Source organism: Halomonas garicola (assembly GCF_055382465.1).
In genome coordinates this window covers 1,562,430-1,585,137 of the sequence record NZ_AP043931.1, presented here as the reverse complement: position 1 = coordinate 1,585,137, position 22,708 = coordinate 1,562,430, and the positions used below count along the sequence as shown (strand labels likewise).

Annotated in this window: 21 protein-coding genes; 16 read left to right on the top strand and 5 right to left on the bottom strand. The window is 61.4% G+C overall.

What is annotated here, in order from left to right:
* The first annotated feature begins 12 nt into the window (after positions 1-12).
* Positions 13-624, top strand: coding sequence for a peptide-methionine (S)-S-oxide reductase MsrA (gene msrA, locus ACZ46Y_RS07760; RefSeq protein WP_311952891.1), 612 nt, complete (start codon positions 13-15; stop codon positions 622-624).
* 15 nt (positions 625-639) lie between these two features.
* On the opposite strand, the gene can is transcribed toward msrA, so the two are convergent.
* Entirely contained in the window at positions 640-1,287 is a 648-nt protein-coding gene (can, locus tag ACZ46Y_RS07755; protein WP_311952889.1) for a carbonate dehydratase, read from the bottom strand.
* A gap of 192 nt (positions 1,288-1,479) precedes the next feature.
* On the opposite strand from can, the gene gorA reads away from it, so the two are divergent.
* The 4 genes from gorA to ACZ46Y_RS07735 all read left to right on the top strand — a co-directional run bounded on the left by gorA (position 1,480) and on the right by ACZ46Y_RS07735 (position 5,541).
* Positions 1,480-2,862 (top strand): glutathione-disulfide reductase, encoded by a 1,383-nt coding sequence (gorA, locus tag ACZ46Y_RS07750; RefSeq protein WP_311952887.1) that lies wholly within the window; start codon positions 1,480-1,482, stop codon positions 2,860-2,862.
* 136 nt (positions 2,863-2,998) lie between these two features.
* Positions 2,999-3,583, top strand: a complete 585-nt coding sequence (ectA, locus tag ACZ46Y_RS07745) for a diaminobutyrate acetyltransferase (RefSeq protein WP_311952885.1) — start codon at positions 2,999-3,001, stop codon at positions 3,581-3,583.
* A 164-nt stretch (positions 3,584-3,747) separates the two neighbouring features.
* Entirely contained in the window at positions 3,748-5,016 is a 1,269-nt protein-coding gene (ectB, locus tag ACZ46Y_RS07740) for a diaminobutyrate--2-oxoglutarate transaminase (RefSeq protein ID WP_311952883.1), read from the top strand.
* A gap of 132 nt (positions 5,017-5,148) precedes the next feature.
* Positions 5,149-5,541 (top strand): ectoine synthase, encoded by a 393-nt coding sequence (locus tag ACZ46Y_RS07735; RefSeq protein WP_311952880.1) that lies wholly within the window; start codon positions 5,149-5,151, stop codon positions 5,539-5,541.
* A gap of 234 nt (positions 5,542-5,775) precedes the next feature.
* Here ACZ46Y_RS07735 and ACZ46Y_RS07730 read toward each other — a convergent pair whose 3' ends face one another.
* Complete coding sequence (locus ACZ46Y_RS07730) at positions 5,776-7,818, bottom strand: CocE/NonD family hydrolase (protein ID WP_311952877.1); 2,043 nt, start codon at positions 7,816-7,818, stop codon at positions 5,776-5,778.
* Between the two features lie 46 nt (positions 7,819-7,864).
* The gene (locus tag ACZ46Y_RS07725) at positions 7,865-9,190 is read right to left on the bottom strand and encodes an ATP-grasp domain-containing protein (protein WP_311952873.1); all 1,326 of its coding nucleotides are present in this window, start codon (positions 9,188-9,190) and stop codon (positions 7,865-7,867) included.
* A gap of 286 nt (positions 9,191-9,476) precedes the next feature.
* Here ACZ46Y_RS07725 and ACZ46Y_RS07720 point away from each other — a divergent pair, with 286 nt between their 5' ends.
* From ACZ46Y_RS07720 to yidD, 6 genes are read left to right on the top strand one after another with little or no spacing between them, the layout of a single operon-like run.
* Positions 9,477-10,226 carry an ATP-dependent zinc protease family protein gene (locus tag ACZ46Y_RS07720; RefSeq protein WP_446497133.1) on the top strand — a complete coding sequence of 250 codons (750 nt, stop codon included), beginning with the start codon at positions 9,477-9,479 and terminating at the stop codon, positions 10,224-10,226.
* Between the two features lie 50 nt (positions 10,227-10,276).
* A complete protein-coding gene (locus ACZ46Y_RS07715; RefSeq protein ID WP_311952863.1) occupies positions 10,277-11,800 on the top strand; it encodes a UUP1 family membrane protein in 1,524 nt (507 codons plus the stop codon).
* Positions 11,797-12,789: an alpha-L-glutamate ligase-like protein gene (locus ACZ46Y_RS07710; protein ID WP_311952860.1), complete on the top strand. Its 993-nt coding sequence runs from the start codon at positions 11,797-11,799 to the stop codon at positions 12,787-12,789. Before ACZ46Y_RS07715 ends, ACZ46Y_RS07710 begins: the two co-directional genes overlap by 4 nt.
* Before the next feature lie 23 nt (positions 12,790-12,812).
* A complete protein-coding gene (locus ACZ46Y_RS07705) occupies positions 12,813-13,280 on the top strand; it encodes a Fur family transcriptional regulator (protein WP_311952856.1) in 468 nt (155 codons plus the stop codon).
* A 7-nt stretch (positions 13,281-13,287) separates the two neighbouring features.
* Positions 13,288-13,755 (top strand): phosphoribosyl-AMP cyclohydrolase, encoded by a 468-nt coding sequence (gene hisI, locus ACZ46Y_RS07700; protein ID WP_311952852.1) that lies wholly within the window; start codon positions 13,288-13,290, stop codon positions 13,753-13,755.
* Positions 13,752-14,060 (top strand): membrane protein insertion efficiency factor YidD, encoded by a 309-nt coding sequence (gene yidD / locus ACZ46Y_RS07695; protein WP_311952848.1) that lies wholly within the window; start codon positions 13,752-13,754, stop codon positions 14,058-14,060. Before hisI ends, yidD begins: the two co-directional genes overlap by 4 nt.
* 5 nt (positions 14,061-14,065) lie before the next feature.
* Here the strand turns inward: yidD and ACZ46Y_RS07690 are convergent, their stop codons facing one another.
* Entirely contained in the window at positions 14,066-14,704 is a 639-nt protein-coding gene (locus ACZ46Y_RS07690; RefSeq protein ID WP_311952843.1) for a DUF938 domain-containing protein, read from the bottom strand.
* A gap of 101 nt (positions 14,705-14,805) precedes the next feature.
* Here ACZ46Y_RS07690 and hutC point away from each other — a divergent pair, with 101 nt between their 5' ends.
* Positions 14,806-15,516, top strand: coding sequence for a histidine utilization repressor (gene hutC / locus ACZ46Y_RS07685; RefSeq protein WP_311952840.1), 711 nt, complete (start codon positions 14,806-14,808; stop codon positions 15,514-15,516).
* A 36-nt stretch (positions 15,517-15,552) separates the two neighbouring features.
* On the opposite strand, the gene ACZ46Y_RS07680 is transcribed toward hutC, so the two are convergent.
* Positions 15,553-16,821, bottom strand: a complete 1,269-nt coding sequence (locus ACZ46Y_RS07680) for a YjiH family protein (protein ID WP_311952838.1) — start codon at positions 16,819-16,821, stop codon at positions 15,553-15,555.
* A gap of 330 nt (positions 16,822-17,151) precedes the next feature.
* Between ACZ46Y_RS07680 and hutI the strand changes: the two genes are divergently transcribed.
* From hutI to hutH, 4 genes are read left to right on the top strand one after another with little or no spacing between them, the layout of a single operon-like run.
* Entirely contained in the window at positions 17,152-18,381 is a 1,230-nt protein-coding gene (hutI, locus tag ACZ46Y_RS07675) for an imidazolonepropionase (RefSeq protein ID WP_311952833.1), read from the top strand.
* The gene (gene hutG / locus ACZ46Y_RS07670) at positions 18,371-19,315 is read left to right on the top strand and encodes a formimidoylglutamase (protein WP_311952829.1); all 945 of its coding nucleotides are present in this window, start codon (positions 18,371-18,373) and stop codon (positions 19,313-19,315) included. Before hutI ends, hutG begins: the two co-directional genes overlap by 11 nt.
* A 38-nt stretch (positions 19,316-19,353) precedes the next feature.
* Positions 19,354-21,045, top strand: coding sequence for a urocanate hydratase (hutU, locus tag ACZ46Y_RS07665; RefSeq protein WP_311952826.1), 1,692 nt, complete (start codon positions 19,354-19,356; stop codon positions 21,043-21,045).
* The gene (gene hutH / locus ACZ46Y_RS07660; RefSeq protein ID WP_311952821.1) at positions 21,045-22,577 is read left to right on the top strand and encodes a histidine ammonia-lyase; all 1,533 of its coding nucleotides are present in this window, start codon (positions 21,045-21,047) and stop codon (positions 22,575-22,577) included. The genes hutU and hutH overlap by 1 nt, the downstream gene beginning before the upstream one ends.
* Positions 22,578-22,708 lie beyond the last annotated feature (131 nt).

The window sequence follows — 22,708 nt, the reverse complement described above, 5'->3', positions numbered from 1 at the left end:
AGGAAAGACAGTATGACGCTATTTTCCGGCGCGCTTACCGGGCGCGAAACGCCGATCAGCACCAGCGAAACCCACGCCGTCAGCGGCGCGCCGCTGCACCCGCCGTTCCCCGAAGGGCACGGAGTCATCGTGGTGGGCATGGGTTGTTTCTGGGGCGTAGAGCAGCTTTTCTGGGAGCTGCCCGGGGTGTTCGTCACGGCGGCGGGCTATGCCGGGGGGCAGACGCCCAACCCGACCTACGAAGAAACCTGCACCGGACGCACCGGCCACGCCGAAACGGTGCAGGTGGTGTATGACCCCGCGGTCTTCGGTATCGGGACGCTGCTCAAAACGTTCTGGGAAAACCACGATCCGACCCAGGGCAACCGCCAGGGCAACGACATCGGCCCCCATTATCGCTCGCTCATTCTGACGACCACCGAGGCCCAGCGGGCCGCGGCCGAGCAGAGCGCCGCGGCGTTTCAGGCCTCCCTTGAGCAGGCGGGGCGCGGCGACGTAACCACCGAGATCCGCCCGCTGGAGTACTTTTACTACGCCGAGGGCTATCACCAGCAGTATCTGGCGAAAAACCCGGGCGGCTACTGCGGCCTGAAAGGCACCGGCGTCAGCTGCCCGGTGGCGTAGCGGGTAGCGGCCGGCTCAGTCGCTCGGCGCCAGGCGATCGATGCGGTAGAGGGTCTCTACCTGATCGAGCCCGGAGACGGTGCAGTTGAGGTTTTTCACTCGGCCGTCGCTGAGCCCGTAAACCCAGCCGTGAACCGCCACTTCCTCGCCGCGCTGCCAGGCGCGCTGGAGGATCTTGGTGCGGCACAGGCTGTTGACCTGGGCCTTGACGTTGAGCTCGCACATGCGATCCACCTGTTCGCTCATCGGCAGGTGGTCGAGGGAGTCGCGGTGGCGGTTATAAAGCTCGCGCACCGAGTGCAGCCAGTAATCCACCATGCCGCACTCGCCGCCCTCGATAGCGGCCTTGATGCCGCCGCAGCCGTAGTGGCCGACGATGAGGATGTGCTTGACGTTGAGCACGTCCACGGCGTACTGGACCACGGAAAGCGCGTTCATGTCGGTGTGGTTGAGCAGGTTGGCCACGTTGCGGTGGACAAACACTTCCCCCGGCGGCAGGGCGATGATCTGGTTGGCCGGTACGCGGCTGTCCGAACAGCCGATCCACATGTAATCGGGATTTTGCTGGCGGGACAGGCGGGCAAAGTAATCGGGGTCTTCCTCGCAGATGTGCTCGGCCCATTCGCGGTTGTTGTCCAGAAGGTGGTTCAACGAGTCTGGCATGAGAATCTCGGCTAATAGTCTCGGTAGGTAGCAAAAATGATAGAACGGCAGCAGAGGGCGGGCCTGGCGCCCGGAATACCCCGTGACGTTCCCGGCATACGCTGCTAGCGTAGCGGCAGCATAAACGCCGGTACGGTCGCTGGTGTCGACCAGCAGAAAGTATCGACAAGTGCCATCGCACAGGAGCATATAATGGCAGACGCAGCATCCTATGAGTATGATCTTTTTGTTATCGGCGCCGGCTCCGGCGGCGTGCGCGCCGCGCGCATGGCCGCGGCGGAAGGGGCGAGCGTAGGTATCGCCGAAGACCGCTACCTGGGCGGTACCTGTGTCAACGTTGGCTGCGTGCCCAAAAAACTGTATTCCTACGCCGCGAACTTCCACGACAGCTTCGACGATGCGGCGGGCTTTGGCTGGGAGCTCGATACGCCGGCGCGCTTTGATTGGCCCACCCTGCGGGAGAACAAGAAAGGCGAGATCAAGCGGCTGAACGGCATCTATCAGCGCCTGCTGGAAAACGCCGGCGTGGCCCTGTTCAACGCCCGGGCCACGGTAGTCGATGCGCATACGGTCATGCTGGTCAGCGATCAGGGCGAGCAGCGCGTGACCGCGGCGAAGATCCTCGTAGCGACCGGCGGCTGGCCCTGGGTGCCGGACTTCCCCGGCTGCGAATACGTCGTCGATTCCAATCAGGTCTTTGATCTGGACACCTTTCCCGAGCGCTTCCTGGTGCTGGGCGGGGGCTATATCGCCGTGGAGTTTGCCAGTATTTTCAGCGGGCTTGGCAGCGACACGCACCTGATCTACCGGCGGGATTTGTTTCTACGCGGTTTTGACCACGAAGTGCGCGAATTCACCCGGGACGAAATGCAGCGTAAGGACGTCCAGCTGCACTTCAACGTCAATATCGTTCAGATCGAGAAGGGCAGCGGCGGCTACCGCGTGACGCTCACCGACGGCGAGGTGCTCGAGGTAGACACGGTGCTTGCCGCCACCGGCCGCCACGCCAATATCGAGGGGCTGGGGCTCGATACCCTGGGCATTACCCCCGACGCCCAGGGCAAGGTGCCGGTCAACGAGCGGTTTGAAACCGCCGTGCCCTCGATTCTGGCCCTGGGCGACTTGATCGATACGCCGGAGCTTACGCCGGTGGCGCTGGCGGAGGCTATGCAGCTGGTGGATATTCACTTCAAGAGCGAAACGCCGCCGCCGCTGGACTACTCGACCATTCCCACGGCGGTATTCTGCCATCCCAATATCGCCACCGTGGGCCTTTCGGAAGAGGCGGCGCGAGACGCCAACGACAATATTCGCGTGTATTCCACGGATTTCAGGGCCATGAAGCACACGCTCTCGGGGAGCGGCGAGCGCACGCTGATGAAACTGGTGGTCGACGATGCCAGCGACGTGGTCGTCGGGGCCCACATGGTGGGCGAGGATGCCGGCGAGCTGATCCAGGGCATCGCCATCGCCGTGGGCGCCGGCCTGACCAAGGCCGACTTCGATCGCACCGTGGGCATTCATCCCACCAGCGCCGAAGAGTTTGTCACGCTGCGTACGCTGAGCCGTCGCTGAGACGGCAGGGCGATAAAACGTCGCGGCAAGCTATAAAATAAAATTATGGAAAAGGTCGTGGTGAATAATAGCGCTTTTGAACTCACCACAAGCGACTGTTATCATTGACTCGACATCGCAACAGCGAAGTAACTACATGAATAAACCAATACAGCCCTTTACGCCCTCCGCCGATCTTGTGAAGCCCACCGTTGCCGATGCCGTGGTGGGCCGGGCGGAAATGCCGCTGTTTATCCGCAAGCCCAACGCGGCAGACGGCTGGGGGATTTATGAGCTGATCAAGTCCTGCCCGCCGCTGGATGTTAACTCCGGCTATGCCTACCTTTTGCTTGCTACTCAATTTCGTGATACCTGTGCAGTAGCGACCAATGAAGAAGGTGAGGTAGTGGGCTTCGTTTCCGGTTACGTCAAGGATAACGCCCCGGACACGTTCTTTCTCTGGCAGGTTGCCGTTGGCGAAAAGGCCCGGGGAACGGGCTTGGCTCGCCGTCTGGTAGAGGCCATCATGACGCGTCCGGAGCTTGAAGACGTACATCACCTCGAAACCACTATCACCCCGGATAACATGGCATCCTGGGGGCTGTTCCGTCGCTTGGCAGCACGCTGGCAGACGCCGCTGAACAGTCGTGAATACTTTTCGACCGAGCAGTTGGGAGGCGAGCACGATCCGGAAAACCTTGTACGCATCGGTCCTTTCCAAACGGATGCCATTCAGACATGACCCCGTTCAACCTGTCGGGTCGGGCGCTTTTGGCCTGATCCCGGGGCGGTGGGGCTTGTCGGCAGTGGCAGCCGCTAACTCTGTTTTGCATAACTCGTTTTGCATAACCCGTTTTGCATCATCCTGTTTATTGTCCGGAACACGATCCAAAAAGGAGATCGCTCATGCAGACCCAGACGTTTGAACGCATGGAATCGAATGTTCGCACCTATTCACGCTCTTTCCCGGTGGTTTTCAGCAAGGCCCAGGGCGCACGCCTGACCGATGAAAACGGCCGCGAATACATCGACTTTCTGGCCGGGGCAGGCACGCTCAACTACGGCCACAACAACCCGGACCTGAAAAAGGCGCTGGTGGACTATCTAGCCACCGACGGCGTCGTGCACGGCCTCGATATGTGGACGTCGGCCAAGCGCGACTACTTTGAAGCCCTCGAGGAGCTGATCCTCAAGCCGCGCAATCTGGACTACAAGATCCAGCTGCCGGGGCCCACCGGCACCAACGCGACGGAAGCGGCCATTCGTCTGGCGCGCAAGGTCAAGCAGCGTCACAACATTGTGGCGTTCACCAACGGCTTCCACGGCGTCACCATGGGCGCGCTGGCTCCCACGGGTAACCGCAAATTCCGCGAAAATACCGGCGGCGTACCCACGGTAGGCGGAAGCTTCGTGCCGTACGACGGCTACATGGGCGACGCCATCGACACGCTGGACTACTTTGAGAAGCTGCTCGGCGACAAGTCCGGCGGCCTCGACCTGCCGGCGGCGGCCATTGTCGAGACCGTACAGGGCGAGGGCGGTATCAACGTTTCCGGCCTCGAGTGGCTCAAGCGCCTCGAAGGCATTTGCCACGATAATGACATCCTGCTGATCATCGACGACATCCAGGCCGGCTGCGGCCGTACCGGCAAGTTCTTCAGCTTTGAGCACGCAGGCGTAGTGCCCGACATGGTTCTCAACTCCAAGTCGCTGTCAGGCTTTGGCCTGCCGTTCTCCCACGTTCTCATGCGCCCGGAGCTCGACCAGTGGGAGCCCGGCCAGTACAACGGTACCTTCCGCGGCTTCAACCTGGCCATGATCACCGCAGCGGCGGCGATCAAGCAGTACTGGTCCGACGACACCCTGGAAAAGGACGTGCAGCGCAAGGGCAAGATCGTCGAAGAGCGCTTCCAGAAGCTGGCCTCCCAGCTGACCGACGCCGGCATGCCGGCGAGCGAGCGCGGTCGTGGCCTGATGCGCGGTATCGACGTGGAGTCCGGTGACATTGCCGACAAGATCTCCGGCAAGGCGTTCGAGCACGGCTTGATCATCGAAACCAGCGGCCAGGATGGCGAAGTGGTCAAGTGCCTGTGCCCCCTGACCATTACCGACGAAGAGCTGGAGAAAGGCCTTTCCATCCTCGAAACCGCGGTGAAAGAGGTGATCGGCAGCTAACGCTGCTATTATTCATTTGCCTGTTAATTTTCACGAGGTGGCGATTAACAGCGCAATGACTTTCCAGGCACACCTAGTCTCAACATTCTGCCAGCGGCCCGGTAGCGGGCCGTTTTTTTTGGAGCTCATCTTATGATCGTTCGCAATCTTGAAGAAGCCCGCAAGACAGACCGCAAGGTAACCGCGGCAAACGGCAACTGGGACAGCACGCGCCTGTCGCTGGCCGACGACGGCGGTCACTGCTCGTTTCATATCACGCGCATTTTCGAGGGCACCGAAACCCATATCCACTACAAGCATCACTTCGAGGCCGTGTACTGCATGGAAGGCGAAGGCGAGGTGGAAACCCTGGCCGACGGCAAGATCTGGCCGATCAAGCCGGGCGATATCTATATCCTCGACCAGCACGACGAGCACCTGCTGCGCGCTTCCAAGACCATGCACCTGGCCTGTGTGTTCACACCGGGGCTGACGGGCAACGAGAATCACCGCGAAGACGGCTCTTACGCGCCGGCCGGCGAATAATTATCGCCAACGCTGCCTGACGGTAGGCGCCGGCCGTTGTCTGCCGGCAACCGAAAGCCTCGCTTCGGCGGGGCTTTCGTGTATCCGATATTAGAAGACGGCGCGCTTGGTCATGGCATGGTAGGTGCCATAAGTTCGCATAATATATATTATGTTAAATACTGCACCATAAGTCCGCGGAGTGACCGCGCTGCAGTGTCTTTCATACGTCCCCAGGCTTCTCGCCCATACCGCTTAAACCAGATCTCGCGGGATCTGTTCATCCCAGATCTTGGAAAAGATACGATTCTCCCCTTCGTAGGCGTCCAGCGTCGCATGCAGATGAAAATTTTCGGCGTCGGCCGTCATCAGTGTGCGTGTCACGGTCCGCACTTTCCAGTCGCCACGCTGGAAGGTGCGCTGCCATTCGGTCCAGCCGCTCAGGCTGTCGTAGTGGTCATAGGAATAGCGATAGCGCTCGACTACCTGGGCGGCGACGGTGAGGTCGATATCGTCCAGGCGATAGCTGCCCTCATCGTTGATGACCTCGAGAAAGTTATTGTCGCTGGCCAGGTCGCGAATCACTCGCCATTCTTCCTGGCTTGGCCGGGTGAGAGTCCGCGCTAGCGGCGGCGCCCCTTCGGGTTCGCCGAAGGCGTGCAGTGATGCCTCCTCACTGGGCTGCGGTTGGCGACAAGGGAGCCGCAAATAGCTGGCAGCGGGGTTGATCGTCAGCTTGACCGGCTTCGGTGACGGCCAGGCCAGGGGCCAGTAACTGGTGGATAGCGACAGACGAATGGCATGCCCCGCGGCAAACTGCTGGGCGATGTGCTTGAGTTTGATGCGTACGCGGTAGCGCTTGCCCGGCGTCAGCGGTTCGGGAAACTCATCGCTGTCACGATGTGTCAGGTTAAGCAGTCCGTAGGAGACCCGGGTTGCCTTGTCATCCATGGCGATATTGGATAGACGCAGCGCCACCATGGCGACCGGCTGATCGGCTTCGATATCGAGCTCGACCTCGGGCTGGCCGCAAATCTCGATGGCCTCTTTCAACCGTAACGTCTGGAAAATAAGCGAACCGCCGTCCTCGTCACGCTGGTCATGGGGCAGATCCGGCGGCGCATTGTAGGAGCACCACTTGCCGGCATACAGGCCCACGGAGAGCGGCGAGCTAATCGCTAACAGCGCTTCATCGGCGGGTGCCAGGGGCGGCGAGTCAGGCGACTCGGGCTCGAGACCATGGCCATCGGTCAGGCGCAGCGTGTGCGTCGCGATACGCGGCGATGGCCAGGTCGGCTCGCTCACCCAGCGACCCGGGCGCGTGTCGTAGCGTGCCGAGGGCGGCACCGAGTCCTGCATCCAGACCCGCAGCATCGGCTCGTCCATGATGCCGGTCTCCTCGCCCTTCAGCCACTTGTCCCACCAGCGCAATGACTCCTGTAAAAAACCGATAGCCGGCCCGGGCACGCCCAGGTGCGGGTACTTGTGCGCCCAGGGACCCACCAGCCCCTTGCGCGGCACGTCAAGCCCGGCGAGCAGATGAAATACGGCGTTGCAGTAACCATCGGCCCATCCGCTGATGGCATACACCGGGCACTGAATGCGCGAGAAGTCCTCGCACACTGAACCATGCTTCCAGTACGCGTCGCGGCGCTGATGCTCGAGCCATTTGATCAGCCACAAACCGCTGCCTTCGAGACGCTCGAGCCACATGTCGCGCCAGCGCTCGCCCACCAGCGCCGGGTCCGGCGGAGAGGCGTTGCCATCGAACATAGTCGACGCCCAGGACAGGTTGTCGCCGAGCAGGCAGCCGCCCATATGGTGAATGTCGTCAGCGTAACGATCATCCGTGGAACACAGGGTAATCACCGCTTTTAGCTCCGGCGGCTGCAGCGCGGCGATCTGCAAACCGTTGAAGCCTCCCCAGGAGATGCCCACCATGCCGACATTGCCGGTACACCAGGGTTGCTCGCCCAGCCAGCGCAGAATCTCGACGCCATCTTCTTGTTCTTGCGGCAAGTATTCGTCCGTCAGCACCCCATCCGACTCGCCGCTGCCGCGAAGGTCCACGCGCACCCCGGCATAGCCGTGGCCCGCCCAGTAAGGGTGCATCTGAGCATCGCGCAGCGCCGTGTGGTCGCGCTTGCTGTAAGGCAGGTATTCGAGAATCGCCGGCACCGGATGGCGTTCCGCATCCACCGGCCGCCAGATGCGTACGCCCAGACGGCAGCCATCCGCCAGGGTGATCCAGGTTTCTTCCTCTTGAATTTGGCGAGGAAAGTCGCTGACGATATGCATAAGCGGATGTCTCCCGGGTGCTGGTTTTCGGTGAAGCGTTTCTTGGTCAGTGTTGCGTAAAGCGCTTTTCCTGTTCCACGATGTCTGCGAACTCGAAGTGCAGCCGGTCGGCCAGGCGCCGATAGTTGTCCTCGAGCGTCTCGTCGCTATCTGCCCCCATCCAGATATAGGCCAGGGCAAAGCTGTAGCTATCCTGCTCCAGCACCGTGGAGAGTTGCACACCGACCTCGACCTGCAACGCGATAAGGGTCCCCGGGTATTCTTCCTGCAAGGCCGCGATTTCCGCCTCGCTGGGCACCCGGGTCACCACGGCATCGACGAAGAACACCCGGTAGAAGAATTTCCCTGCCACGGCGAACTCGCCATGGCGCGATGGCATATCGGGCAGTTTGCCCAAGACAAGGTCGACAGTAACCTGCTGGTTACTGATCCCATCGACCTTCTCAAACAGATCGCAGTGCGACTGGGAGATGCGGGCATTGATTTCCAGCAGCCAGATGCAGTTCTGCACCTCATCCCAGAAATACTCGATATTGAAGGCGGCATTGTCGTAGCCGATATGGGGCATGATGGTAGCGGTCAGCTCGCGCATCTTGTCCTGGATGGACGCCGGCAGGCGCGAGGGGTAGCGGTAACAGAAGAAGCTCAAGACTCGGGGATAGCGAATCGAATCGACGATGCCGTAGGGGACAACCTTGCCCTGGTAGACATAGCCCTCGACGGTACACTGCCAGCCCCCAATGATCTCCTCGGCCATGCAATGTCCGCCATCGACGTCGCGCACTGCCCGGGGTAGGTTGGCCTGGTCGAGCACATAGTTGAATGGCCCGGAAATCAGACCGATATTGTCGCGCAGGCGCTTCACCGCGGCGGTGAAGTCTTCGGGTTTGTCGATGCGAAAGCCCAGCCGCGAGCCGGAGGATTTGATCGGCTTGACGAAAAAGGGATAGCACAGCCCCTCCTCGCCGATATGCGACAGCGCCCTGTCATCGAAGGGATCGAAAGCGGTAAAGCGCGGGATGTAGTTGCCGATCACCTCGCGCTGGGCCAGGCGGCTCCAATACTTGTGCTCGCATTTGAGTAGGCTTTCGAGGCTGGTGGAGCGGGTCCCGAAGCGCTCGCATAAGAGCGGCAGCATGGTCGAGACAGGAAAATCCATATACCCCGCGATAGCATCGACGGACCCGTCAAATGACCGCAGCTGAGCCTCTGCCCGGTTGAGCATGTCCTCGATGGGGAAAAAATCCGTCTCGTAGACCTCCTCGGGTGCGATGACGCCGTGAAAGCGATAGTTCCTGGCGCCCCGCAGCTGCTCAAGGCGCTCACGGTTGAAGGTATTAAGCCCCACGACGAAGATGTTACGCTGTTCCATGGTCCCCCCCCTGACGCCCTTTTGCGTAAAGTGCTTGCCGTCAATGGCGAGACAAAACGGCATGTCTCCGCCGAATACCTCAGAAGCCGCTGTATATAAAGCGTAGACCCTTATTCAAGACGGGTGTAGTCGCTGAGCGAAACGATGTGCCCTCTGTCTGCACCGATGGACAACTCCACCGCATTGTCTTTATCATTCCCTTTCTCTACGGCTTCAGGATACGTTCACTATGCGTTACGGTTTTGTTGGGCTAGCGATGTTCTCGCTCGTGCTGGTCGGTTGTTCCATGACACCACACGAAACATCCTCGCCTGCTCCGCTGACCGAACCGGACTTCCGGATGCGCATGGGTGAGCTGGAAAGCCGTATTGCCCGCCAGTGCGATACCTCCGCCATGCGGCAGGATCAGCTTGACTCGCGCCAGGAAATGACCGCCGACGTGCGCGAGCTCGGCGGCCTTCTGCGCCGCCTGCGCGGCGACGTGGCGGCGCTGCAGGCCCGCCAGGAAAGCGAGCCTCAGGTAATCCGCAAGGCCTGCGAAGCCGACAGCCTGCTGAGCACCAAGACGCTGGTGGGCCGCAGCGAATGGGTCGGCCTGCCCAAGCTTGAGACGTATCTCAAGGCGCGCATTGATTCCGGCGCCAAGACGTCGTCGCTTTCAGTCCGGGAAATTACCGACTTTGAGCGCGACGGTGACGACTGGGTGCGCTTCAAGCTGTCGTTGAAAGACGATGACGAAGTGGTCGAAGCGCGCCGCGACGAGTGGGTCGAAGCGCCGGTTGAGCGCCGGGTGCGTATCATCCAGGCCACCGGCGAAGCCTCGCGTCCGGTGATTTCGCTGCTCATGACGCTGGGCCCAATCCGCCAGAAGGTGGAATTCACTCTCAACGACCGCTCCCACCTGGACTATCCGGTGCTGCTGGGACGACGGTTCCTGCTGGATATTGCACTGGTCGACGTCGCCCAGCGCTATGTCCACGAGCGCCCTTCCTATGAAACGCCCGACGACGATGACGACGTTGACGACGACGAGTAACGCCCGGCGCCCCTCCCTGCCGCCGCTTTTGCCCCATAAGGATTTTTTGCATGTCACGGCTACCGTTTTACCTGATCGTCGGGTTTTTGCTGATTGTCGGCATTGCCATGACGGCCCATCGCCATCTGCAGTTCGAGATCCCCTGGCTGCCCGGCGAGCAGCGCCAGGTCTGGGAAGTGGAAGCGGTGGTGACCTACAACGCCGACGACGGCCCGGTAGCGGTGAATTTCGCCCTGCCCTCGCAGCAGCAAGGATTTCGCGTGCTGACCGAAAACACGGCGTCTTCGGGCTACGGCCTGGCCTATGCCGCCGACGAGCAGGGCCGGCGCGCCGAGTGGACAACGCGCGATGCCGAGGGCGAGCAGCAGCTGTATTATTCGGTGCAGCTGCTGGTGGCGCCCGAGTCGAGAGCCAAGGGGCCGCCGCCGCCGGAGCTTTCGTCCGCCACTACCTGGGAGCGCCCTTACGATACCGCGGCAAGCCAGGTGATCGAGCGCGCCTGGGCGCGCAGCGCCGATAACGCCACCTTTGCCCGGGAGCTGATGCGTGACATCAGCGGCGAGCAGCAGGGAGAAAACGCCCGCCTGCTGCTGACCCAGTTCGACGCTACCGAGCTGATCGTGCGTCTTTTAAACCAGGCCGACGTCAAGGCACGGGTGGTCAGCGGGCTTGAACTCGAGGACGGACGCCGTCGGCAGACTCTGAGCAGTTGGATACAGGTCTATAGCGACGACGAAAAGCAATGGTGGCTGTTCAATCCGGTGACCGGCGAGCAGGGCAAGCCGGAGAACCTGCTGCTGTGGGAAATTGGCGGTCAGGCGGTGCTTGAACTGCAGGGCGGAAGCGATTCGCGCGTGACCTTCTCCATGCTGACCCACTCCCAGCCGGCCGCCGCCGCGGTGCGCAACCATCATTCCGACGACACCCTGCTGAACTTCTCGATTCACAGCTTGCCGCTGGGAGAGCAGGCGCTTTTTCAGACCATTCTGCTGTTACCCATTGGCGCGCTGGTGGTCGTATTCCTGCGCGTGCTGGTGGGTATCAAGACCTCGGGGACCTTCATGCCGGTGCTGATTGCCCTGGCCTTTATCCAGACGTCGCTGCTCACCGGCCTGCTGGGTTTTCTGCTGGTCGTCGCTGTGGGGCTGGTGATACGTAACTATTTATCATATTTGAATCTGTTGCTGGTCGCCCGAGTGTCGGCGGTGATTATTACCGTTATTGCGATCATTTCGATATTCTCGGTGATTGCCTACCGCATGGGGCTCAACGCCGGCCTGACCATTACCTTCTTCCCCATGATTATCCTTTCCTGGACCATCGAGCGGATGTCGATCCTCTGGGAGGAAGAAGGCCCCAAAGAGGTGCTGATTCAGGGCGGCGGCAGCCTGATGACCGCGGTAATCGTCTATCTGGCCATGAACAACCCCTTAGTGCGCCACATTACCTTTAACTTTCTGGGCGTACAGCTGATTCTGATGGCACTGATACTGCTGCTGGGTAACTACACCGGCTATCGGCTGCTCGAGCTGCGCCGCTTCAAGCCCATTACCGATGACGAGTCCGGGTTATGAGCTGGCTAAAGGACTGGACCCGCCCTTCGCGCCTGAAAGCGAAGGGCATTATCGGCATGAACCGGCGCAATATTTACTATATCGGCCGCTATAACGACCGCCGGCTGTATCCGCTGGTGGACGACAAGCTGCAGACCAAGTTGCTGGCCCAGACTTATCACATCACCACGCCGGCGCTGATCGGCACGGTGACCACGCAGTTTGGGATCAAGCGTATTGGTACCATGCTCAAGGGGCATCCGGGGTTTGTGATCAAGCCGGCCAAGGGCAGCGGCGGCAAGGGTATCCTGGTCGTGGACAAGTCCGACCACGACGGCTATTTCAAGCCCAGCGGGGCGGAGCTTTCGCTGACCGATATCGAACGGCACGTATCCAATATCCTCTCCGGGCTCTACTCCCTCGGTGGCTCACCGGACGTGGCCGTGGTCGAAACGCTGATCAACTTTGAAGATAGCCTGATGGCCTATACCTATGAAGGCGTGCCGGATATCCGCGTCATCGTGTTCAAGGGCTATCCGGTCATGGCGATGATGCGGCTTTCCACCGCCGCCTCGGACGGCAAGGCCAACCTGCACCAGGGCGCGGTTGGCGTGGGCATCGATATCGCCAGCGGCCACGCGCTGCGCGGCGTGCAGTTCGACCGCCCCTGCCAGCGCCATCCGGATACCGGGCAAGGCCTGGCGAGTCTGATTGTCCCCCAGTGGGATACTCTGCTCAATCTGGCGGCGAACTGCTACGAAATGACCGGCCTTGGCTACCTGGGGACCGATATGGTACTTGACCGCGAGCACGGGCCGATGCTTCTGGAGCTTAATGCCCGCCCCGGGCTTGCCATTCAGATGACCAACGGTGAAGGGCTGCGCCGCCGCCTCGACCTGGTCGAAAGCCAGCCCGACAACGTGCCATCTGCCGAGCGCGTGGCCTTCGCCCAGCGGCATTTTGCTCGGCGAAGCGAGCTTGTCGAGCCTGCCGAACTGATTGATGCGTAGCCGTTTTTTCCGCTGAGCCGCCTATGAATCAGCTACACACCCTGCTGCAGCAAGCCGATGCCCGCTGCCGGGCCCGCGGCGCGCGCTTTACTCCGATACGCCGGCGCGTGTTCGAGCTGATTGCGCGCAATAGCGGTGGCCTGAAAGCCTATGACCTGCTTGAGCAGCTGTCGGCCGAGCATGCCGCTGCGCGCCCGCCGACCGTTTATCGCGCGCTTGAATTCTTGATTCAGCAGGGGCTTGCCCACCGCATCGAGTCGCAAAATGCCTACGTGGCCTGCGCCTGCCCCGAGCATGCTCACGGGTTTCAGCTGTTGATCTGCCGGGCCTGCGGGCACGTGGAAGAAATCCACTTTGACGATATCAGCCGGCAGCTGGCACGCCGCGCCGGCCGCGAGGGGTTTCGGGTAGAGCACCAGACCATCGAGCTGATCGGGCTGTGCGCGCCCTGCCTGGCGTCACCCCGCCCCCCTGCGTCCCGCCCGGAGTGAGTCCACCATGTCAGACATTGCACGCGAGCCCATGAGCACGTTGTTCAAACGCCTGGAAAGCGCCCTCCCCGACGATACCCTGCCCGCCGCCGCTGACGTTTTGCGCGCGGTGCGCTTTAACGCCGACGGGCTGATTCCTGCCATCGCCCAGCAGCACGACAGCGGCGAGGTGCTGATGATGGCGTGGATGAACCGCGAGGCGCTGGAGGAAACCCTGCGCACCGGGCGCGTATGCTATTTCTCCCGCTCCCGGGGCAAGCTCTGGCGCAAGGGCGAGTCCTCCGGCCAGCAGCAGCGGCTCAGGGCCGCTTTCCTTGACTGCGACGGCGACACCCTGCTGGTGCAGGTCGAGCAAACCGGGGCCGCTTGCCACAGCGGCCGGCGCAGCTGTTTTTATCTTGACGTCACCGCGCAGCCGCAAATTACGCGCGCCCCGCTGGTCGACCCGGCACGCCTTTACGGGGGCAAGGCGTGATACGCCTGCTGCAACGCTGCCTGACGGCGGTATTGGTTGGGCTGGTGCGAGTGTATCAGTGGGTGATAAGCCCGGTGCTGGGGCCGCGCTGTCGTTTCTGGCCCAGCTGCAGCGCCTATACGGTAGAAGCACTGCAGGTGCACGGCCCGTTAAAAGGCGGCGCCATGGCGGTCAAACGTATGGGCCGCTGCCACCCGGGCAGCGATGGTGGGATTGACCCGGTACCCGGCGGCCCCAGCGAAACCCTCTGCCGGGAAGACCCCGAGCTTGACGATAATTTCCGCCCGCGTAACCCCGATGAGTAGCGCGCCTAGCCGGCACGGCGACGAAAGATCACGCTGAGGTTATTGGCCGGCATTTCCACGACGTCTGCAAGCACCAGGCCGTTGGCCGCCGCCTCCGCCTCGACGCTTTCCAGGTCACGTACGCCCCAGGCCGGATTCCGCGCCTGCAGATTCTGATCGAACGCCTCGTTGCTGGCCGCCGTATGCCGGCCGCCGCGCCGATAGGGGCCGTAAAGAAACAGCACGCCGCTATTCGTGAGGTGCTCGCCGGCCCGGCGCATCAGCGCCGACGTTACGTTCCAGGGCGAGATATGGATCAGGTTGAGGGCGACAACGGCGTCGAACGCGGTGCCCTGCCACTGTTCAGGCCAGCGGGCGGTGACGTCCAGCGCTACCGGCGCCAACAGGTTGGCGCCCCGCCCTTCTTGGCTCTCGTAACCGCGCCAGGCCGCAATGGAGGCAAGCGCTTCGTCGGCCGTGTCGCTTGGCTGCCACTGCCAGCCGGGCATGGCACGGGCAAAATAGACGCCGTGCTCGCCGCTGCCGCTGGCAAGCTCCAGCACCCGGGCCCGAGGCGGCAAATGCTCGCGCAGCACCGCCAGAATCGGGTCGCGGTTGCGCGCCGTAGAAGCACTTGTTAACCGCTTATCATCAGCTGCTGACATCTTCTGACTCGTTTATCATCATGGCAGGGGCTTCAAGGATGCCCTTCTTTAACCCAGTAGGTAAACTGACGCGATCCAACTGCAAGGAATGCCAAGACGTCATGGGCAAAACGCTTCCTCTCTACCTCCAGATTCAACAGCATCTGCTGGAGAAGATCCAGAGCGGCAACTGGGCAGCAGAGCACCAAATTCCTCCCGAAGAGCAGTTGGCACGCGATTTCGGCGTCAGCCGCATGACGGCTAACAAGGCCATTCATGATCTAGTCCAGCAGGGTTATCTGGTTCGTCAGGCGGGAGTCGGCACTTTTGTGACTGATCACAAGGCCGAGTCTTCGCTGGTCGAAGTACACAATATCGCCGACGAAGTGCGTAACCGCGGTCACGAATACAGCTGCGACGTGCTGATTGTCGAAGCGAAAAGCGCCGATGATGAGGTATCTCTGCGGCTGGGGGTGCGGCTGAGCACACGAGTGTTTCACACCCTGATTCTGCATTATGAAAACGGGATTCCCATTCAGCTTGAGGATCGCTATGTAAATCCGCGCCATGCGCCACGCTATCTGGAGACTGATTTTCACCAGCAGACCCCCAATGAAGTTCTGGTAGAAGCCTGTCCGATCACCGACGTGGAGCACGTAGTCGAGGCAATGCTGGTGGATCCGGAAACAGCTGCTCTGCTAGATATTGATGCCCAACAACCCTGTTTGCAGTTAATACGACGCACCTGGTCGGGTGAGCAGCTGATCAGCTATGCGCGCCTGACTCATCCCGGTGATCGTTACAAGCTACGCTCTTCATTGCATACTTCGTGAACCTTCGTAAGCATTGGACAGGTCCCGCCTGCGCTGCTAGCCGATGGCGTTTACTATCATGGCTGTCGGCACGGCCAGCAGCAGGCTGAGTGCCACCCTGATAAACCAGACGATGACGATACGGCCGACGCTGAGTGGAATACGCGTCGACACGATGCAGGGAATCGACGCCGAAAAGAACAGTACGCCCGACACCGAGATGACGCCGGCAGCAAAGCGCGCCACGAAGCCGGCATCGCCCATCAGCAGCGCGGGCAAAAACATTTCGGCAAGCCCGGCCGCCGACGCCTGGGCCAGCTGGCGTGCTTCCTCCAGACCCCAGATTGCGACGAACGGATAGAACAGCCAGCCCACCCAGTCGAAAAACGGCGTGTATTTGGCCACCAGCAGGCCGGCAAGCCCTACCGACATGATCGACGGCAGAATGCTGATGGCCATCAGCAGCCCTTCCTTGAAGTTCAGCGCCACGCTTGCTGAAAGCGTAGGTGCCTTGGCGGCCACCGGCTCACCGTCTTCGCTTGTGTCATCCATTGTTGCCAGCGGCGGCAGGCGCACTGTGATTGCCGTGACCGCGAAGGTAATGAGCAAGGTCAGCCAGAAATAAGTATTCCACACGCTCATCAGGTCGAGGGTTTTGGCGACAATAATCATGAAGGTCGCCGATACCGTCGAGAAACCGGTCGCGATGATCGCCGCTTCGCGGGCCGAGTAGTGTCCGGCAATGTAGACCCGATTGGTGATCAACAGGCCAATAGAGTAGCTGCCGACAAAGGAGGCGACCGCATCGATGGCGCTGCGCCCCGGGGTGCGCCAGATTGGCCGCATTACCGGCTGCACCAGAACGCCGATCAGCTCAAGCAGGCCAAAGCTGACCAGCAGCGCGAGAAAGACAGCGCCGATCGGTACGATCAGCCCTACCGGTATGACCAGCTTGTCAAACAGAAACGGCAACATGTCCGGGGTATGCAGAAAGTCCGGTCCCCAGCCTGTCAGCGCCATCCCGGCGACCGGGATGCCGATCAGTTTGAGTACGGTGAATACGCCGCTGGTCAGGCTTTCACGCCAAGTGCCGCTGAGCAACGGGTAAAACCCGCCGGCGATAATCATGGCCATGGCATACAGGCCGCTACCCTCGCCAAGCAGCGAACGCGCACCGGTAACCATATGATCCAGTGCAATGGTGGTATGCCCGCTGAGGGTTATCGGCACGAAGAAGATGAAAATACCCAGTAGGCTGGGCAGCAGCAGTTTGATAACGGTAATGCGCGAGTAGCGTCGTGGCTGTGAAGTGTCAGAGGGTGACATTGGCTGGCTCCGCAGTGAGCAGTACAGGGGCAGGTATAGATAACGGAAGCGGACTTCTCTCCCTGTTTGTATATACACAAAATAGCACTATCTCTGACCCTTTTGCGTCATCCATAAAGTTAGACTTTAGTCTATTTACGAATATTTTTAGTTCTCTAAAATTCGAAAAAAACCGTTAACATTCAACAACATAATAAAAATAATGCGCTGTCTTATCCACTTTTTTTACTAAAACCAGTATCCGATATTGGCATGCGCTGCGTAAGTCAGCTAGCTTGTATTGTATATACATAATCAAGCTAAATTCAGTAAACCAGAGGATGCTCAGCCATGGTCAGCAGTGATAGAAGTCGCCGCGTCTGGCGAGATGCCACCGTTTTTGATGGCGAGCGGACCCTTGAGGGCCTCCATGCCGTGATTGTCGAGGGCGATACCATTGCCGATGTGCTGCCCATGGCCAGCGCCGATACCGCCCTGCTCGATAACGGCGAGGATATGGGGTCAGGCGGTGTCATCACGCCGGGGCTGATTGACTGCCACACCCACCTGGTGTTTGGCGGCAAGCGTGCCGAGGAGTTCGAAGCACGCCTGGAGGGCGTGAGTTACGAAGAGATTGCACGCCGCGGCGGCGGCATTCTCAGCACCGTCAACGCGACCCGTCAGGCAAGTGAGGAAGAACTGGTGGCAAGCGCCCTGCCGCGCCTGGATGCGCTGATCGCCGACGGCGTCACCACGATAGAGATCAAGTCGGGCTACGGGTTGGACGTCGAGCACGAAATGAAAATGCTGCGCGCAGCGCGGCAGCTGGGTGAGCTGCGCCCGATACGCGTTGTCACCACCCTGCTCGGCGCCCACGCCCTGCCGCCGGAGTTCAAGGACAGCAGCGACGGCTATATCGATCTGGTATGCAACGAGATGATTCCGATGGCCGTCGCCGAAGGCCTGGCCGATGCGGTCGACGTGTTCTGCGAAAAAATCGCTTTCTCGGTGGCACAGTGCGAGCGCGTCTTCGAGGCCGCCAACGCCCATGGCCTGCCGATCAAGGCCCACGCGGAACAGCTTTCCAATCTCGGCGGCAGCGCCGCCGCCGCACGACACGGCGCGCTGTCGGCGGATCACATCGAATATCTCGACGAGGCCGGCATCGAGGCCATGCGCGTGGCCGGTACGCTCGCCGTCATCCTACCCGGCGCCTTTCATACTCTGTGCGAGACTCAAGCGCCGCCCATCGACGCCCTGCGCCGTGCCGGCGTACCAATGGCCGTCGCCACCGATGCCAACCCCGGCACCTCGCCGCTATTTCAAGCCACGCTGATGCTCAATCTGGCCTGTACGCTGTTTCGTATGACGCCAAGTGAGGCGCTAGCCGGCATGACCGCGCACGGCGGCCAGGCGTTGGGGCTTAACGATCTGGGCCGTATTGCTCCCGGAAAGCCGGCCGACCTGTGCCGCTGGAACATCGAAACGCCGGCCGAGCTGGCCTATGCCGTCCAGCCCGGCCGGTTGGCCCAGCGCCTCTATCGCGGGGAGCTGACAGAGGGGCTATCCAATGAGCGCTGAGATCGATATGAAAATCTGGCAGGGTCGCACCGACCCCGAGCCCAACAGCGAGCGCTGGCATCAGCGCGTCCAGCCGCTAACCGAGAACGCGGCAGCAGGCTGCGCTCTGCTTGGCTTTGCCAGCGACGCCGGTGTCGCGCGCAACCAGGGCCGCGTCGGCGCTGCCAAGGGCCCTGCCGCGCTCCGCCGCGCCCTGGCCCCCCAGGCCTGGCATCGTCAGGGGCCGGCCTATGACGCCGGCGATGTGATCTGCGACGGCGATGCCCTGGAGCAGGCCCAGCAGCAGCTTGGCGAGCGCCTTGCTTCACTGCTTGATGCCGGCCACCTGCCGGTGGTGCTGGGCGGCGGCCATGCGATTGCCTTTGGCAGCTGGCAGGGGCTGACGTGCCATCTGGAAAACCAGGGCAACGAGGCGCCCAAAGTCGGCATCATTAACCTGGATGCCCATTTCGATCTGCGCGACCCACAGCACGTGCGCTCCTCCGGCACGCCCTTTGCTCAAATTGCCGAGCAGTGCGAACAGCGCGGCTGGCCGTTTGACTATGCCTGCCTGGGCGTTAGCCGGGCCAGCAATACTCGGGCGCTGTTCGAGCGCGCCCGCGAGCTCAAGGTGCTGGTGCGCGAGGATCGTGAGTTTGTGCCCACGGCCATTGAGACGCTGATACAGGATATCGAACGCTTCATCGTCTCCTGCGACCACCTCTATCTGACCATCGATCTCGACGTTTTTCCGGCCTGCGAGGCGCCCGGCGTCAGTGCTCCTGCCGCCCGCGGGGTTTCGTTTGCTTTGCTTGAGCCGCTAATCGAAACAATCCGCGATAGCGGCAAGCTACGTCTGGCCGATTTGGCTGAGCTCAATCCCGATTACGACATCGATAACCGTACCGCCAAGCTGGCGGCGCGATTGGTCCATCTGCTGACACTGAACGGCTGATTTCACTACAGCGACTGACAACACAAGGAAACCGATAGATGAGCATCCAGGACAAGCGCCACGACCCCAGCCGCAAAATTGCCGCCCCTACCGGTACCGAGCTCAGCTGCAAGAGCTGGCTGACCGAGGCGCCCATGCGCATGCTGATGAACAACCTGCACCCGGATGTGGCCGAGCGCCCCGAAGACCTGGTGGTGTATGGCGGTATCGGCCGCGCCGCCCGGGACTGGGAGTGCTACGATAAGATCATCGAGACCCTGCAACGTTTGGAAGACAATCAAACTCTGTTGATCCAGTCCGGCAAGCCGGTGGGCGTGTTCGAGACCCACAAGGATGCCCCGCGGGTGCTGATCGCTAACTCCAACCTGGTACCGGCCTGGGCCAACTGGGAGCACTTCAACGAACTGGATCGCAAGGGGCTAATGATGTACGGCCAGATGACCGCCGGTTCGTGGATCTACATCGCCTCCCAGGGCATCGTCCAGGGCACCTACGAAACCTTCGTCGAGGCGGGCCGCCAGCACTATGATGGCGAGCTCAAGGGCCGCTGGATTCTCACCGCCGGCCTCGGCGGCATGGGCGGCGCGCAGCCGCTAGCAGCCAGCATGGCCGGCGCCTGCTCGCTGAACGTCGAGTGCCGGCAGTCGGGCATCGATTTTCGCCTGCGCACCCGCTATCTGGATGAGCAGGCCGAGGATCTCGACGACGCTCTCAAGCGCATCGAGAAATACACGCAGGAAGGCAAGGCCGTTTCCATCGGCCTGTGCGCCAACGCCGCCGATGTGCTGCCGGAGCTGGTCAAGCGCGACGTGCGCCCGGATATGGTCACCGACCAGACCAGCGCCCACGATCCGCTGCACGGCTATCTGCCCTCCGGCTGGACCTGGGACGACTATGTCGCGCGTGGCAAGACCGAACCCGAAGCGGTGGTCAAGGCCGCCAAGCAGTCCATGGCGGTGCATGTACGCGCCATGCTCGACTTTCAGAAAATGGGCGTGCCGACTTTCGACTACGGTAACAACATCCGTCAGATGGCTCAGGAAGAAGGCGTCGAGAACGCCTTCGACTTCCCGGGCTTCGTGCCGGCCTATATCCGCCCACTGTTCTGTCAGGGCGTCGGCCCCTTCCGCTGGGCGGCGCTATCCGGCGACCCGGAGGACATCTACAAGACCGATCAGAAGGTCAAGGAGCTGATTCCCGACGATCCGCACCTGCATAACTGGCTCGACATGGCCAAGGAGCGTATTTCTTTTCAGGGACTGCCGGCGCGTATCTGCTGGGTCGGTCTTAAGGATCGCGCGCGTCTCGGCCAGGCCTTCAACGAAATGGTCAAAAACGGCGAGCTCAAGGCCCCCGTCGTCATCGGCCGCGACCACCTGGACTCCGGCTCGGTAGCCAGTCCCAACCGCGAGACCGAGGCGATGCGAGACGGGACGGACGCGGTTTCTGACTGGCCGCTGCTCAACGCTCTGCTCAATGCCGCCGGCGGCGCCACCTGGGTGTCGCTGCACCACGGTGGCGGTGTGGGCATGGGCTACTCCCAGCACGCCGGTGTGGTGATTGTCTGCGACGGCACCGACGACGCCCATGCGCGACTCGGCCGAGTATTGCGCAACGACCCGGGCACCGGTGTCATGCGCCACGCCGATGCGGGCTACGACATCGCTATCGAGTCCGCCAAGGAGAACGGCCTCGACCTGCCGATGATCAACGCACAGGAGAACAAGTGATGAATCATCTGGAAATCACTCCCGGCAAGATGACTCTGGCGCAGATGCGCCAGATGTTCGAGGCGCCTGTCCGGGTTAGTCTGCCGGACAGCGCCAATGCAGCCATCCAGCGCAGCGTGGATCGTGTCAATCAAGTCGTGAAAGAAGGCCGCACGGTGTACGGCATCAACACCGGCTTCGGCCTGCTGGCCCAGACCCGCATCGCCGACGACGAGCTGGAGGATCTGCAGCGTTCGCTGGTGCTGTCCCATTCTACCGGCGTCGGTGCGCCCATCGATGATGCCCTGGTGCGGCTGATCATGGTGCTCAAGGTCAACGCCCTGGCGCGGGGTTTCTCGGGCATTCGCCGCGAGGTGCTGGACGCGCTGATTGCTTTGATCAATGCCGGAGTGTATCCGCGCATTCCACTCAAGGGCTCTGCCGGTGCTTCGGGTGACCTGGCGCCGCTGGCGCACATGAGCGCCCTGCTGTTGGGCGTAGGAGAGGCGCGCCATCAGGGAAAGTGGCTTCCCGCGGCCAAGGCGCTGGAAGTTGCAGGCCTGACACCGCTGCGCCTGGCGCCCAAGGAGGGACTGGCGCTGCTCAACGGCACCCAGGTATCTACCGCCTATGCCCTCAAGGGCCTGTTCGAAGCCGAGGACTTGTTCAGCGCCGCCACGGTGAGTGGCTCGCTGACCGTCGAGGCGACGCTGGGCTCGCGTGCCCCTTTTGACCCACGCATCCATGAGGCTCGCGGCCAGCGCGGCCAGATCGACGCTGCCGCGGCCTATCGCCACCTGCTCGGTGAGAGCAGCGAGTTCAGTGCTTCACATATCGACTGCGACCGGGTGCAGGACCCCTACTCGCTGCGCTGTCAGCCTCAGGTGATGGGTGCGGTACTAACACAGATTCGCCAGGTCGCCGAGGTGCTGGAAGTCGAGGCCAACGCGGTATCGGACAACCCGCTGGTGTTTGCTGTGGAAGGCGACATCATCTCTGCCGGCAACTTCCATGCTGAGCCGGTAGCCATGGCCGCCGACAACCTGGCGCTGGCCATCGCCGAAATCGGTGCGCTGGCCGAGCGGCGTATTTCCTTGATGATGGACAAGCACATGTCGCAGCTGCCGCCGTTCCTGGTAGAAAAAGGCGGCGTCAACTCCGGTTTCATGATCGCTCAGGTTACCGCTGCGACGCTGGCTAGCGAGAATAAGGCGCTGTCTCATCCTCACAGCGTTGATAGCCTGCCAACCTCGGCCAACCAGGAAGACCATGTTTCCATGGCGCCGGCCGCGGGCAAACGTCTATGGGAAATGGCCGACAACGTGCGTGGCATTGTGGCCGTCGAATGGCTGGCCGCCTGTCAGGGCCTCGACATGCGCCGCGGTCTATCTACCTCACCGAAGCTGGAGCAGGCTCGCCAAACGCTGCGCGAGCGCGTTACCCATTACGATCAGGATCGCTTCTTCGCTCCGGATATCGAAGCGGCCACCGAACTTTTGCTCAAACGCACCCTGAACGGTTTGATGCCTAACTCACTCTTGCCTAGTCGCTGAGGAAATACTAGTGCCCTTTTTCTTTTGATACCATGATGCCAGCCTTTTTACACTTTGCTATCTCGCTGGGTGCCTTTGGCTGGGTCGCGGCTGCCATGATCTAACAAAACAAAAAAGGCAGCACCAAAAAT

Coding starts and splice junctions, on each gene's coding strand:
- msrA (WP_311952891.1), top strand. CDS start 13: ATGACGCTATTTTCCGGCGCGCTTACCGGGCGCGAAACGCCGATCAGC.
- can (WP_311952889.1), bottom strand. CDS start 1,287: ATGCCAGACTCGTTGAACCACCTTCTGGACAACAACCGCGAATGGGCC.
- gorA (WP_311952887.1), top strand. CDS start 1,480: ATGGCAGACGCAGCATCCTATGAGTATGATCTTTTTGTTATCGGCGCC.
- ectA (WP_311952885.1), top strand. CDS start 2,999: ATGAATAAACCAATACAGCCCTTTACGCCCTCCGCCGATCTTGTGAAG.
- ectB (WP_311952883.1), top strand. CDS start 3,748: ATGCAGACCCAGACGTTTGAACGCATGGAATCGAATGTTCGCACCTAT.
- ACZ46Y_RS07735 (WP_311952880.1), top strand. CDS start 5,149: ATGATCGTTCGCAATCTTGAAGAAGCCCGCAAGACAGACCGCAAGGTA.
- ACZ46Y_RS07730 (WP_311952877.1), bottom strand. CDS start 7,818: ATGCATATCGTCAGCGACTTTCCTCGCCAAATTCAAGAGGAAGAAACC.
- ACZ46Y_RS07725 (WP_311952873.1), bottom strand. CDS start 9,190: ATGGAACAGCGTAACATCTTCGTCGTGGGGCTTAATACCTTCAACCGT.
- ACZ46Y_RS07720 (WP_446497133.1), top strand. CDS start 9,477: ATGACACCACACGAAACATCCTCGCCTGCTCCGCTGACCGAACCGGAC.
- ACZ46Y_RS07715 (WP_311952863.1), top strand. CDS start 10,277: ATGTCACGGCTACCGTTTTACCTGATCGTCGGGTTTTTGCTGATTGTC.
- ACZ46Y_RS07710 (WP_311952860.1), top strand. CDS start 11,797: ATGAGCTGGCTAAAGGACTGGACCCGCCCTTCGCGCCTGAAAGCGAAG.
- ACZ46Y_RS07705 (WP_311952856.1), top strand. CDS start 12,813: ATGAATCAGCTACACACCCTGCTGCAGCAAGCCGATGCCCGCTGCCGG.
- hisI (WP_311952852.1), top strand. CDS start 13,288: ATGTCAGACATTGCACGCGAGCCCATGAGCACGTTGTTCAAACGCCTG.
- ACZ46Y_RS07690 (WP_311952843.1), bottom strand. CDS start 14,704: ATGTCAGCAGCTGATGATAAGCGGTTAACAAGTGCTTCTACGGCGCGC.
- hutC (WP_311952840.1), top strand. CDS start 14,806: ATGGGCAAAACGCTTCCTCTCTACCTCCAGATTCAACAGCATCTGCTG.
- ACZ46Y_RS07680 (WP_311952838.1), bottom strand. CDS start 16,821: ATGTCACCCTCTGACACTTCACAGCCACGACGCTACTCGCGCATTACC.
- hutI (WP_311952833.1), top strand. CDS start 17,152: ATGGTCAGCAGTGATAGAAGTCGCCGCGTCTGGCGAGATGCCACCGTT.
- hutG (WP_311952829.1), top strand. CDS start 18,371: ATGAGCGCTGAGATCGATATGAAAATCTGGCAGGGTCGCACCGACCCC.
- hutU (WP_311952826.1), top strand. CDS start 19,354: ATGAGCATCCAGGACAAGCGCCACGACCCCAGCCGCAAAATTGCCGCC.
- hutH (WP_311952821.1), top strand. CDS start 21,045: ATGAATCATCTGGAAATCACTCCCGGCAAGATGACTCTGGCGCAGATG.